Origin of the sequence: Actinoallomurus liliacearum (assembly GCF_039542035.1) — a bacterium.
In the GTDB taxonomy this organism is placed as follows: domain Bacteria; phylum Actinomycetota; class Actinomycetes; order Streptosporangiales; family Streptosporangiaceae; genus Actinoallomurus; species Actinoallomurus liliacearum.
In genome coordinates, this window is sequence record NZ_BAABHJ010000008.1 from 871,693 (window position 1) to 884,494 (window position 12,802).

At 71.3% G+C, this 12,802-nt stretch carries 11 protein-coding genes; 4 read left to right on the plus strand and 7 right to left on the minus strand.

What is annotated here, in order from left to right; translation table 11 throughout:
* Positions 1 to 31: 31 nt before the first annotated feature.
* The gene (locus tag ABD978_RS18905) at positions 32 to 328 is read right to left on the minus strand and encodes an EthD domain-containing protein (RefSeq protein ID WP_345355604.1); all 297 of its coding nucleotides are present in this window, start codon (positions 326 to 328) and stop codon (positions 32 to 34) included.
* A 162-nt stretch (positions 329 to 490) separates the two neighbouring features.
* Here ABD978_RS18905 and ABD978_RS18910 point away from each other — a divergent pair, with 162 nt between their 5' ends.
* Positions 491 to 874 (plus strand): MerR family transcriptional regulator, encoded by a 384-nt coding sequence (locus ABD978_RS18910; RefSeq protein WP_345355607.1) that lies wholly within the window; start codon positions 491 to 493, stop codon positions 872 to 874.
* A gap of 76 nt (positions 875 to 950) precedes the next feature.
* On the opposite strand, the gene ABD978_RS18915 is transcribed toward ABD978_RS18910, so the two are convergent.
* From ABD978_RS18915 to ABD978_RS18925, 3 genes are all read right to left on the minus strand, one after another.
* Positions 951 to 3,839, minus strand: a complete 2,889-nt coding sequence (locus ABD978_RS18915; protein ID WP_345355610.1) for an ATP-binding protein — start codon at positions 3,837 to 3,839, stop codon at positions 951 to 953.
* Between the two features lie 10 nt (positions 3,840 to 3,849).
* Positions 3,850 to 4,854, minus strand: a complete 1,005-nt coding sequence (locus ABD978_RS18920; RefSeq protein ID WP_345355613.1) for a phosphotriesterase family protein — start codon at positions 4,852 to 4,854, stop codon at positions 3,850 to 3,852.
* A gap of 166 nt (positions 4,855 to 5,020) precedes the next feature.
* Positions 5,021 to 6,952 carry a coiled-coil domain-containing protein gene (locus ABD978_RS18925; RefSeq protein WP_345355615.1) on the minus strand — a complete coding sequence of 644 codons (1,932 nt, stop codon included), beginning with the start codon at positions 6,950 to 6,952 and terminating at the stop codon, positions 5,021 to 5,023.
* Positions 6,953 to 7,242: 290 nt separating this feature from the next.
* Here ABD978_RS18925 and ABD978_RS18930 point away from each other — a divergent pair, with 290 nt between their 5' ends.
* Genes ABD978_RS18930 through ABD978_RS18940 form a run of 3 tightly spaced genes read left to right on the plus strand, consistent with a single transcriptional unit; the run spans position 7,243 to position 8,929 of the window.
* The gene (locus tag ABD978_RS18930) at positions 7,243 to 7,812 is read left to right on the plus strand and encodes a hypothetical protein (RefSeq protein ID WP_345355618.1); all 570 of its coding nucleotides are present in this window, start codon (positions 7,243 to 7,245) and stop codon (positions 7,810 to 7,812) included.
* A complete protein-coding gene (locus tag ABD978_RS18935) occupies positions 7,809 to 8,429 on the plus strand; it encodes a DUF4352 domain-containing protein (RefSeq protein ID WP_345355621.1) in 621 nt (206 codons plus the stop codon). The genes ABD978_RS18930 and ABD978_RS18935 overlap by 4 nt, the downstream gene beginning before the upstream one ends.
* Positions 8,426 to 8,929, plus strand: coding sequence for a hypothetical protein (locus tag ABD978_RS18940; protein WP_345355624.1), 504 nt, complete (start codon positions 8,426 to 8,428; stop codon positions 8,927 to 8,929). The genes ABD978_RS18935 and ABD978_RS18940 overlap by 4 nt, the downstream gene beginning before the upstream one ends.
* On the opposite strand, the gene ABD978_RS18945 is transcribed toward ABD978_RS18940, so the two are convergent.
* The 3 genes from ABD978_RS18945 to ABD978_RS18955 form a co-directional block, all read right to left on the minus strand.
* Complete coding sequence (locus ABD978_RS18945; RefSeq protein ID WP_345355627.1) at positions 8,865 to 10,019, minus strand: hypothetical protein; 1,155 nt, start codon at positions 10,017 to 10,019, stop codon at positions 8,865 to 8,867. The two genes, ABD978_RS18940 and ABD978_RS18945, sit on opposite strands and share 65 nt — an antisense overlap.
* A 40-nt stretch (positions 10,020 to 10,059) precedes the next feature.
* A complete protein-coding gene (locus ABD978_RS18950) occupies positions 10,060 to 11,415 on the minus strand; it encodes a S8 family serine peptidase (RefSeq protein ID WP_345355630.1) in 1,356 nt (451 codons plus the stop codon).
* A gap of 84 nt (positions 11,416 to 11,499) precedes the next feature.
* On the minus strand, positions 11,500 to 12,780 hold the full coding sequence (locus tag ABD978_RS18955) for a hypothetical protein (protein ID WP_345355633.1): 1,281 nt from the start codon (positions 12,778 to 12,780) through the stop codon (positions 11,500 to 11,502).
* Between the last annotated feature and the right edge of the window lie 22 nt (positions 12,781 to 12,802).

Consider the following 12,802-nt stretch of genomic DNA (forward strand, 5'->3'; position numbering starts at 1 on the left):
TTTCATGGTCGCCCGTCCGGGCAGTTCGGTGTCAGACGACGATCGTCTCCTCCGTGACCATCACGCCGATCGAGTTCGGGTCGATGAACTTCGCCTCGTCGGGGTTGACCCGCACCCGGTAGTTCTCGGAATTGAAGAACGCGTCGTGGTCCGCCCAACTGTCGAACCAGATCTCGGTGAGCCCGTCGTACACGGGGGCCGGATAGTTCTCAGCCGGCACCGGGTGCGAGACCGTGTACTTCTTGACGTACTGCTTCGCTTCGGGGATCGAGGTGAACAAAGGTGCGTGATGGTCGCGGTGGTACGCGACGAACTCATCGAGGGTCATGCCTTCGATCCGATTAATGAGGTACGCGAACTTGATCACAGTGTCTTCCAATCGTTGATACGCGGTGCGGCCGCTCAATGCGAACGCGGCGTGGACTACCGTAAACGGTGACACCGATGTGAGGGGCAAGCCGAGATCGTCAGCACGAGGAGAGGGGTGTCGATGAGAATCGGTGAGCTGTCGGAGCGGACCAGGGTCAGCCGACGCTCATTGCGCTACTACGAGGACCAAGGGCTCGTCGTGAGCACCCGGTCCCCGAGCGGTCAGCGCCATTACGCCGAAGACCAGGTCGAGCGGGTCAGGCTCATCCAGTCGTTCTTCGCGGCCGGCTTGTCCAGCCGCACGATCGTCGAGATGCTCCCGTGCATGACGACCAGGCCGACGATGCGGGCCGCTCAGGACTCGATGGCGGTGATGTGCAGTGAACGGGAGCGTCTCTCGACCATGCTCGACGCGATTCTCGCCGCGCGCGCAGCGCTCGATCGACTGATCGACGAGAACAGCACTTATCAAGCCCGGCTAGCCGGCGAATCATCTGCACGTTAGCGGTGGTTCGTTGGCGGCGGCCGGGGTGGGAGCACACCGGGCAATGAGGGTCTCGCTCGCCGTCCGGGGGTGATTCTCAATACCTCACGTCGGGGAAGGGTGGGGCGCCGTCGGGGTCCGCGAAGCCGGCGATGAGGGTGTCCGGCCAGGACAGGACGTGGGGCAGCCACGCGACCCGCATCACCTCGGCGACGTGTCGCAGCCGGTCGTCGGCGTCGACGCCGATCGCGACCACCGCGAGGTCGCGGTCGAACTCGGCGTGGTCGTCGCCGCCGAGGATCGCCGTCCGGGCGATCGGCCGGTTCGCGTCCAGGGCCATCGAGAGGGGGTGCCGGCGCAGTGCGCGGACCCGGTGGCCGAACAGCGGCTCCACGGGCTGCCGCAGCCCTGGCAGCTCGTAGTCCAGCGGGGGCGCGGGCGCGTACTTGTCCGGCACGCCCTGGTCGGCCGGGAACAGCCGGTCCATCTCGTGCAGCCAGCGTAGTTGCGGGATCACCCATTCGGCGCCGGGCCGGACGCCCGCCAGGCCCGCGTCACCGCCGAGCAGCCGGTCCGCGGCCCCCGCGACGGTGGCGGTGAGCTTCTCCGGGGCGTACGCGGTGCGCAGCGCCGCCGAGCGGCGGCCGACGGCGCGGTCGAGGACGGTCGCGAGGGTGCACTCCCGCAGGCGTGGAGGCCGTGCCGCCCACTCGCTGCGGAGGTCGGCCGGTACGGCGGGCGTGGGGCGGTCGGCCACGTGCGCCAGGACCAGCGCGTCCGCCCAGACCCGGAGCCACGCCCACGCGGTGGCCGACGCGAGCAGGTCGGCCTCCCGCAGCTCGTACAGCGAACAGGCCCGGCCGTCGCGGCACGCGCCGCCGCAGGCGGCCGACCGGCGGCCGGCGACCGGCGGGACGGGGCCGGGCAGCACGCGCTCCCGGTCCTGCCCGAGGGGGACGCGGAGCCGTACGGGCCGGTCCATGCCGTCCGCGAAGGCGGCTGCGACGCCGGGCGGCAGCGACACGACCTCGCGGGACTGGTGGTCGTCGAGGTTCATGGCGGCGCCGACGAGGCGGCGGTCGTCGTGGGCGGGCAGCCGGTGGACGACCTTGAGCGCAGTGTTCTTGACGACGTCGGGGACCAGTTTCGTGGGGATCTGCTCGGCCACGACGATGCCCTCGCCGTACGCGCGGATCTCGGCGAGCATCCCGGCGAACAGCTCGACGGCGTGCGCGCCGGCGCTGTTCTCGCCGCGGTTGCGCAGCAGGCGGTGCGCCTCCTCGATGACGATCACATGCCCGAGGCCGTTCGGCGTCCGCCCGCTGCGGGCGCGCAGCCGCAGGTGCTCGACGATCCGGATGATCAGCGTCCCCATGAGGAAGGCCTTGTCCTCGTCGTTGGCGACGTCCTCGATGGCGAGGACGGTGTTGCGGCTCAGCAGCCCTTCGATGTCGGCCGGGTGGCCGCCCTGGAAGAACCGGCCCGCCGAGCCGATGCGCAGCGACCGGAGCCGTACGTCGACGAAGCCCCGCACGTCGGCCATCAGCTCCTTGCCGTAGCCGACGTCGCCGATCACGTCGAGGGCGGCGTCCTGCAGTTGCTCCAGGGTCGGGACGCCCGGTTCGATCGGTGAGCCGGGACGGCCCCGGCCGGTGACGACGTCCCAGCCGTTCGCCTCGTACACGCGCTGCAGCGCCTGCGACATGATCTGCGGGAACGGCTCCTCGGCGTCGAACGCCGCCTGGAACAGCGCGCGGACCATGTCGATGTGCGCCTGCACCGGGTACCCGGGCTCGGGCGCGAGCGGGTTCACCGAGAGGGGCACCGCGGCCGGGTCGGACGGGTTGATCACGGTGACCGGCGCGCCGACGCGGCCGGACATCGCGGCGTACTCGGACTTGGCCGGTTCGATGGCCAGCCACGGGATGCCGCTTCGGGTGAGCTGTTCGAGCAGGTGCCGGACGGTCTGCGACTTGCCCGACCCGGTGGACCCGGTGACGAAGACGTGGCGGTTGATCGTCTGCAGCGGCACCGTGAAGGTCCCGACCCCGCGGTCCTGGCCGTCGAGGATCGCGCCGAGCGCGACCCCGGCCCCGTCGTCCGCCGGCTCGCCGCCGACCTCGGAGGTCACGTCGAAGTAGCCGGCGTCGAGCACCCGCAGGCCCGGCACCTCACGGCGCGGCAGCCCGGCCAGCGCGGAGAGGGCGCCCGCGGTCGCGACGAACGGCGACCGCAGGTCCCGGTCCTGCGTGTCGACGTGCACCGCCTCGTGGAAGCGCACGGGACGCTCGCCGGAGCGGAGGCGGTACGGGTGGTGGCTCATCTCCACCGAACCGACGAGCACCGGGGCGATCTGTTCGAGCGCCTCCGCCGACTCCGCGCCCGCGAGGACCCGGACGTTCCACAGGCCGCCCTCCTGGAAGGCGTCGAGCTCGGCCATCCGCCGCTCGAGGCGCTCGATGGCGAGCTCGTCGTCGCCCCGGCGCCGCATCTGCAGCTCGTACTGCAGGTCGGTGACCTGGTCGCGGAGCACCTGCTCGCCGCACTGCTCGGCGATGACGAGCCAGCCGAACGGCCGGTCCATGAGCGTCACGAGCGTCGACTCGAACAGGCTCGGCCCGGCGTCCGCCCGTGACGAGGCCAACGGCGGCGCCAGCCGTGCCGGGCAACGACTCCACGTCATCGCCGCGGCGTCGTCCAGCCAGTCGTCACCGATCGGGACGCCGCGGGCGCCGTGCGGGAACAGCAGCCCCTGCTGCCGGTCGTGCGTGAGGTGCAGCGGCCCGGCGTTGGTGATGAGCTGCAGCGGCGCCCCGCCGCCCCGCGACATCCAGCCGACCACGAACGGCCGCCGGCTCTGTGCCGCGGACAGCACGGCCGGCAGCACGGTCACGAAGTCCCACTCCGCCGACGCGGTGTGCGCGGGCGACAGGATCGCCTGAATGCGGTACCACGGCCCCTGGAGTCCCCCTGTCACACCTGCCACACCGGAAGGATTACAGGGCCGGGCCCGCCATGCCAGCGGTGGTGAAGTACCGCCGCGGGTTGTCGACCAGCATCTGGTCGAGTTGCGTGTCGGAGACACCGAGCTCGACCAGCGCGGGCAGCACGTCGTCGCTGATGTGCTCGTAGTTCCAGTTGGGCATGGCGGCGGACCGTACCTGCTCCTGGTTGCCGCCCAGCCAGTCGATGAAGCAGCTCGCGTCGTGGCTGAGCACCATGCGGTCGGCGTAGCCGCGCCCGCACAGGGCCGCGATCGTACGGACGCGGTCCGGGGTGGGGTTGTAGATGTCCAGTCCGAACCGGTCCATCCCGAGGATCGCCCCGCTGTCGGCCAGTTCCATGAGGTAGTCGAGGTCGTTGCTGTCCCCCGCGTGCCCGATGACCACCTTGGACAGGTCGACGCCCTCCTTGCGGAACAGGTCCACGGCCAGTCGGCCCGCCTGGGCCGGGCTCGAGGTGTGCACGGTGATCGGCGCGCCCGTCTCACAGTGGGTGCGCGCGACGGCGCGGGCGATCCGCTCGACGCCCGGCGTGAGGCCCTGGGCCTCGATCGCGCACTTGAGGAACGCCGCCTTGACGCCGGTGTCCCCGATGCCCTCGACGATGTCGCGGGTGAAGTCCTCGACCATCGGCTCGGGCACGTCGACCAGCAGCCCCGGTCCCCGGTTCTCGTACTGGAAGGGCAGCGCGTCGTAGGAGTACAGCCCGGTCGCGACGATGATGTTGAGTTCCGGCACCTGCTCGGCGATCCGCTGGATGCGCGGGATGTAACGGCCGAGGCCCCACACCGTCGGATCGACGATCGTGGTGATCCCCTTGGCCACGATGGCGCGGAGCTTGGCCACCGCGTCGCTGACGCGTTCCTCCTCGTCCCACCACGCGCCGGCACCGTAGTTCTGCGCGTACTCGGTGGACAGGACGAAGACGTGCTCGTGCATCAACGTCCGCCCCAGCTCGGCGACGTCGACGGCACCGCCAACGGTCTCGACAGTGGACAATGAACGGCCCTTCCTCAAGACATACCAACCGGTCGGTAGGGAACCTAGGCCCGGTACCGGATCGACGTCAATGATCACTTTACGGAGTGTCGGGCCACCCCTCCTCAAGGGGTGTCACCGGCTCTGGATCAGCCGGATCCCGGCCGGGGAGCGGGCGCCCCGCCGGTCAGCGCTTCTTCTTCCGGAAGTCGAGGCGCTCCGGCGGCGGCCCGAGGTTGGGCGCGGGGCGGGGGACGTCCTGCGGCAGGTCGGGCTTCGCGTGACGAGCCCGGGAGGGGGCCGTGGCCTCCTCGAACTCCTGGATGTTCGCGGTCGGCAGCGTCATGATGCCGGGATTCGCGTCGACCAGGAGGATCCGCCGGCCGGTCGACTCCGCGTGCGTGAAGATCATCGCGGTGGGCGGCAACTGCTGCAGCTCCTGGGGCTCGACCGCCAGCTCGCGAGAGCCCTTGCCCGCCTCGGCCGCGAGGGAGGTGCTCTCTCCCCAGGCGGTGGCGCGGCCGATGCCGTCCGGCAGCGCCGCGTCGGTGGGCTCGTTGTCGTTGAAGACCGGCATGCGCGCGGCCGGGCCGACCGTGCTGACGTACGCCTCGTCCTTCGAATGGGACACCGCGTCCCCGACCTTCTCGGTGAGCTCGGCGACCTCCACGGTCTGCTCCGTGCCGATGTGCTCGGCCGCGACCCGGGCGTCCTCCGCGTTGCCGAGCCGCATGAAGGCGACCGCGGCGTGCCCGCGGCCGAGCCGCTCCTTCACGTGCGGCGGGATCGTGCGGTACAGCAGGACCAGGCCGGTCGACGTGGCCTCACACGAGTCGATCAGCCGGTCCAGGACGTCACCGCGCAGCTTCTCGGCGCCGCACAGCATCAGGGTGTGCTCCCACGGCTTGCCCCGCGCGGAGCCGCGGAGCACGTGGGTGAGCGCCGCGGTGACGTACGTGCCGAGCACCCGGTTGGTCAGCACCCCGGCCCGGCGGTCGGTGGCGATGACGCGCAGCCTGCTGGGCGGTAGCAGTGTCGGACTCGAGCCGAGCTTCTCCAGCTTCCGCAGCTGCGACTCGAGGGCCCAGGCGCGTTCGATGACGACGCGGTCGGCGGCGCCCCGGCCGAACATCGTGGTGACCTTGGCGAGCTCGTCGTCGGTGATGAGGCCGTCGCGCAGGTCGTCGCGCGGATCGCCGACCTGGGCCAGCGCCCGGAGCGCGGCGGTGATCCGGGGGATCGGCGCGCGGCCGCCGAAGACGCCGAGGACGCGTTCGAGGATGGCGTTGTCGAACGACAGGTCGCGGGTGCTGCCCTGCTCCTCGCTGACGCTGACGACGAGCGACAGGACGTCGGCGAGCTCCTCGGAGCCGAGGCCGTGGGTGAGGTCGAGCTGCGGCAGGTCCCCGGGCAGCACCCACACCTGGGGCCGCTCGCCCTGGTCGTTGCCGAGTTCGATGAGCTCGCGCGCGACCGCGCCCTCCGACAGGTCGAGCACGGTGACGTGGGAGCCGGCGGCCAGGCGGGCCGCGCCCATCATCGTCACCGTCGCCGACCAGCCCGCCAGCGTGCCGCCGACGACGTCCACCCGGTCGACGCCCTGCGGAAGGGTGACGGCGTACCACTCGTGCTGGGATTCGTACGCCTCCCGCCGGTGCTGCCACTCCCGGTACGCGCGGGCGTGCTCGGCGTGGGCGGTCTCCAGCAGCCGCCGGCGCTCCGCCTCCTTGCGTTCGAGGCGGTCCCGCTCGGCGGCCTCGCGGGCGCGCAGCGTCTGCCGGCCCTGCCACATGGAGTATCCCGTGATCAGCGCGACCAGGACGCACGCCACCAGCCCGGCGGCGGCGAACGCCCAGGGCAGTGTGCCGGTGACCGCCGCGACGACGAAGAGCACCGCGACGACGCCCGTGGCGATCCCGACGATCTTCAGCGGGCGGTTCAGGAACTTGTCGTCACGCCGCTGGACCGTCACCCACTCCTTGTCGGGCGGCTCGGCCTCGGGCGGAGTCGGCCGCTTGGGCGGCGGTCCGGGATCGTCGTGCACCTGCGCGTAACGCCAGCCGACGTAGACGCGACCCGGTTGCAGTAACCGGGTTTCGCGGGGTGTCACATCGACCACGTCCCGAACTCCTTGAGTGCTCCGTGCGGCACAGCGTAGAAAGCTTCGCCCGAACAGGGGTGCGGTTTCAACCGGGGGCCGCCCTCACCCACCGGTTCGACGCGTTTCGGCCGGAGCGCGCCGGCACCCACCGGCTTGACGCGTTCCAACCGGGGGCCGCCCTCACCCACCGGCTCGACGCGTTTCGGCCGGAGCGCGCCGGCGCCCGGCGGTGGAAGGCCGACATCGGCCCATCGGGTGACATCCCGCACTCGCATCCCGCTACCCTCTCACCTTGACCCGGGGAGATCATGCGACGCCGACTGCTCCTGACCGCCTCCGCGATGTGCGCCGTCGCACTGCTCGCCGGTCTCTGGGCGACGGGCGGGCTGCGGGCCGCACCCCGTCCCGCGCAACGCTCGGCGAGGGGCACCGTCGACCTCGGCCGCTACCGTCTCCGCGTGGCCGACGTGGTCGTCCGCCAGGTCGAGCGGGGCGGTGCCACGCTGGTCGTCACACTCCGGGTCACGGTGCGGGACCGCCGGACCGTACCCGTCATGGACTTCGCGGTGAACGCCCTGTCGCTCGACGTCCCGCGGGGTACGCGGATCACACCGATCAGCGCGGTGGGCCGCAGCCAGGACCTCGAGGTGAGCATGCTGAACCCCGGAGTGCCGACGACGGTCGTCCTGACGTACGGGCTCGGGCACGGGCCGGTCCCGGCCGGATTCCACGCCCGCCTCTCGCTGTGGCGCTACGAGCACCGGGAGGACTTCTTCTACGGGTACCGGCACTGGATCCCCCGCAAGCCGGACAAGCCCAAGGACGGCGACGTCGCCGACTACGTCGTGCCGCTGCCGATCCGGTGGGCGGCCGCATGAGGCGCGCCGTCGCCGTCCTCCTCGGCGTGGCGCTCGCCGGCGCCGCGATCTGGGTCCGGTCCCACGCCCCCGACGACTACGACCGACGGTACGCGCCGCTGGCCGTCACCGGGCACGTCGGAACGGCCGTGACCGCCGGGAGGTTCACCGTGCGGGTGGAGAGCGTGACGGTGGCCCGGTCGATCTCCTCACCGCAGAAGGAGCTTCTCCGGCCCGAGGGCGTGTTCGTCGTGGTGACGACGGCGGCGACGAGCCGCCGCGACCCCCTACAGATCTCGACCGCGCTGCTGCGCACCAGGGACGGGCGGGAGTTCCGGGGCAGCGGCAAGGACGTCACCACCCCGGCCGCGACGACGCTCGACGACGTCACCCTCTCGCCCGGCCTGTGGCGGCGGGGCCCGTTCGTCTTCGAGATCCCGCCGTCCCTGCTGGCCGGGGCGACCCTGCTCATGTCCGACCGGCTGCCGGACGACAAGAAGGTCCCGGAGGGCTTCCCGCCGTTCGGGTTCGAGCTGACCGCGCAGGCGAACGTCCCGCTCGGGATCGGCGAGGCCACCGCCCGGCGGATGGTGGCCGCCGCGGCCGAACGGGTCACCGTCCCCGGAGCCCGCTCATGAGCCGCCGCGGCCGAACGGGTGACCGTTCCCGGAGCCCGCTCACGAGCCGCCGCGCCGCCCTCGCCCTCATCGTCGTCCTGCCGCTGGCGGTGGGCCTGCCACTGCGCGAGAAGCTGCACTACTACGCCACGCACCGGGCGCGCGAGGCGCTGACCACCGTGCCGGCCGGCGGCGCGGGCACGCTGAACCACGCCTCCTGGCGCCTTCGCTCCATCCGGCCGGTCGGGGACCGGGTCGAGGTGGTCCTGGAGCAGACCGCCCTCGACCAGGAGGGCACCGTCCAGATCCAGAACGACTACCAGCTCCGCGACCGGTCCGGCCGCCGGTGGGAGCTGGACCCGGTCTCCGGCGGCGACCCGTACGAGCCCGGCGAACGCTCCACCCGCAAGATGCGCGGGCGCGTTCCGGCGGACGTCGCCGGTCAGGTGGAGTTCGTCATGCTGTTCCGGCCGGCCCCGCCGCGACCGGGTCCCCTTCCGGGGCTGCGGTTTCGTCGCTGACCCCGCCCGCCACCCCGACGGCGGCCGCCAGCAGCGCCACGTGCAGCACGGTGCGTACCAGCTCGCGCGCGAACTCCAGCGGCACGAGGATGGCCGGCCACGCCGCCGGGTCGTGGTCCGGTCCGACGAGGTGCAGCGCGCCGCGGAAGCCGTACGCCACCGCAAAGTCGACCGCGTAGTAGCACAGGCAGAACAGCCCGAGCGCGGGCGCGCCCGCCCGCAGGATCAGGCGCGTGGCGTGCAGGAGCGGCACCCAGCGCTCCCGCTGGCCGGACAGCAGCCGCACCAGGTTCCGGTGTTCGGCTCCCGCCTGCGCCACCCCCTGCAGGCGGGTGCCCTCGAGCACGGCCTCGTGATCGTCGGGCTCGATCCCGAGGCCGTACACGACGCTCGCCATGGCCAGCCACACCAGCGGCAGGGCCAGCGTGCTGAACGCGATGCCGACCGCCTGCTGGTACGGGAGGTCGCCGCCGCCCGGCCAGCCGCGCCGGCTCGTCACCCAGTCGGTGCCCTTGCCCGCGAGCAGCAGGACGGAGGACACGGCGAAGAGGTTGAAGGCCGTCTCGCAGTAGGCCAGCAGCACGGCCAGCGGCCGCCGGCTCCGGTACCGTTCGAGGCCCGTCCTGAGCACCCAGGCGACGGCGGTGGCCACCAGCGCGAGCCACAGGTTCCTGACGTCCAGCGCGAATCCGGCGACGGAGCCGTGCGCCGCGCTGTTCAGGTTGCGCTCGACGTCGGCCCGGCTGAACGCGCGGACGTCGTCGACGTACATCCCCCAGGCCACGTAGATGACGACGAAGGGCAACAGCGCCCGGCCGATCGCGTCGAGGAACGGCTCGCCGTCCGTGCCGCGCAGCGCGTTGAGCATGCCGACGGTCACGGCGAGAGTGATCGTGATCAGGCCGGTCAGGATCAGCACCGCGAGCACCCGCCGCAGCTGCTCGTGGTGTCCGTGGCTCACCGCGACGCCCGCCCAGGTGAGCGCGTACCGCGCGAGATATCCGAGGCCGAACAGGAGCGTGAGCGTCGCCAGATGGCGCCCGGCGAGCCGCAGGGCCGTCACCGGCAACAGCACCACGCCTCGCGACATGCCGCCAGAGCTTACGCCTGCGGGCCGGTCGGCCACGGCGTCAACGGGTCGGCGGATCTCCGTGGTCCGCCGGAGGAAGGAACGACGGCGGCGGGCCGGGGCGGGGCCCCGGCGAACGGTACGGGTCGTCTCCCTGCGTGCCGTACGGGCTCTGCGGACCCGCGGACGGCCCGTACGGGCCCTGCCCCAGCGGCTGCTCGTGGACGACCGGGCGGGATCCCCCGCCCCGGCGACGGGCCAGCAGCACCACGACGACCACGATCACGACGAGAACGACGGCGGCGACGATCCCGATCACCAGGCCGGAGCCGGAACCCGAGCCCGACTTCTTGGCGGCGGGTTTCGCGCTGTGCGCCGGACCCGTGGCGAGGTTCTTCCCATGCGTCGCCAGCCACTGATCGAGTCGCTGGTAGGGCGGATTGGGCGCGGCCTTGTCCACGTCCTTGGTGAGGGCCCAGATCGGAACGACGGCGCCGCTGCCGGTGTAATCGTCGTGGCCCGCCGGGCCTGCCTCCACCGTCGTGTTGATGATCTTTTGCACGACTTCGCGTGCCGACAGGTTCGGGTACTTCGAGCGGATCAGCGCGACGGCGCCCGAGGTGAGGGCGGAGGCGGCACTCGTGCCGTTACCGTTGGGCGCGAAGCGACCGTCCTTACCGACCGAACCGACGCCGACGCCCGGCGCGGCGACCGCGACGTAGGATTGGTGCTCGCTCTGGTTCCAGGCGAGCTTCTTACCGCTGATGGCACCGACCGCGAGGACCCCCGCGCAGTTGGCGGGAGTTATCGGAGAGTTGGTGGTCGTGCCGGAGTTCCCGGCGCCGGCGACGACGACGACATCCTTCTGCGCCGCGTAGGCGACCGCCTCCTGGAGGACGGACGCATAGGTGACGCAGGTCGGGCCGGGATCGTCAGCAGAGCCGAGCGAGATGTTGATGACCTTGGCGCCGTGATCGACGGCATAGCGGATCGAGTCGGCCAGCGTGTACGGGGAGTCGTCGGCCACGATCGGCAGGATCTTCGCGCCCGGGGCGACACCGACCATGCCGTCGTCCTGCCCCTGGCCGGCGATCAACTCGGCCATCTTGGTGCCATGGCCGTACTTGTCCGTGTCGACGCGGCCGTCTCCCGTGCCGTTCCTGCGGGCGTTGGTGCCGCTCAGCACGACGTTCTGCAGGCCGGGCAGGCTGCCGTTGACTCCGGTGTCGATCATCGCGACGGTCACGCCCTGCCCCTGCGTGATCGGCCACACCTTGTTCTGGATGTCCCAGAAGCTGAACCACCACTCCTCGAGGCGCGGGCCGGGAGCGGCTGCCGCTTCCGCCGGTGTTCCCGTCGGCAGGATCGCGACGGCGGCGATCGCGATCGCAGCCACACCTCGGACGAGCTTTCGCACGTGATTCCTCCTGGGTCTAGAACCGGGCGGGCCCTGCGGGGTCCGCCCGCCCGATTCCATCAAGACTGCCGGATCGCGGGTGGCTCAGCCGATCACCGGCGGCGCGACGTCACCGTCGCCTCCCCAGACGTCCTCGTCCTCGGTCAACCAGGTGGAGCGCTCGCGCTCCTGCTCTTGACCACTGCCCGCCCCCATGCCGCCCATCGGCACGCCGGACGCGCCGTTGGCCCCCTTGGCACCTGCCATCCGCGCCGCGGCGGCCTCTTCCTCGGCGGCGAGTCCGCCTGCGGCGCCACCGGACGACCTGCCCCCTGCCGTCCCGAGCCCGCGTGAGCCGCCGAAGCCTCCGACACCGCCGCCGAGACCGTTGCCGAGACCGCCCCCGGAGCCGAGGCCGTGTCCCAAACCGCCGCCGGGATTACCCAGACCGCCGCCACCGTGGCCTAGACCGTCCCCCAGCCCACCAGGGTTCCCTTGGTGCAGCCCGGCGAGATCTCCACCACCGCCACTTCCCACGTGCGGGGTGTTCCCGCCGGTGCCCGGATGGATCCCCCCGCCGGTGCCCGGATGGATCCCCCCACCGGTGCCCGGATGGATCCCGCCGGGGTTGGGAACTCCCCCACTGTTGCCGGGATGGATTCCCGCGCCGGGGTTGGGAATCTTCCCACCGGGGCCGCCCGGATGGCCGGGGTTGGCGCTGGAAGGAATGGGGTGCTGATTGTCCAGCGGAGGCGTCTCTATGGGGGTGACGGTCGGGTTGTTGACCTTCATGGTCTCCGGAACCCCGCCGTTGTCGAACATGGTCAGCTTGCCCAGGGAGTCGTTACCGTTCTCCAGATCGCCGACGTTCATGTAGCGCTGGGCACGGTCCTTGTTCCGCTTGTCGATCTCGTCCTTGCTGTCGTTGAACGCACCGAGGATCGAGAACTCCGACGGGCTGTACCAGTCGGTTCCCGGGTTGTACCAGTGAGCGTCGTCCTTGGTAGGACGATTCTTCACGTTCTCCGCGTAATCCTTGATGGTCTGCGCCTGGTTGTTGAACAGGTTGTTCTCGAGCATGCTCGCCGCGGTGGTGAGCTCACGCGCCTGCGCCCAGAGCTCCTTCAGCTTCTCCTGCATCTTGGCGGCGGAATCGCCCTTCCAGACCTGTGAGAGGTTGTACCCGGTCTGGTAGATCGTCTCCGCGGAGCTGGCCAGCATGGCCGCCGCCGCCTGGTAGCTCTGCTGATTGATCACCAGACCGTGAGACGACATCCCGTCGAGGATGCGGATCATGTCGTCCCATTCGCCGTCCCATTTCCCCTTAACACCATAGGTGTCCTGAAGGTGAACAGGAGGCTTCGGATCCGGATCGCCCGGTGCCATGAGGATTCCTGCCTTTCAGGTC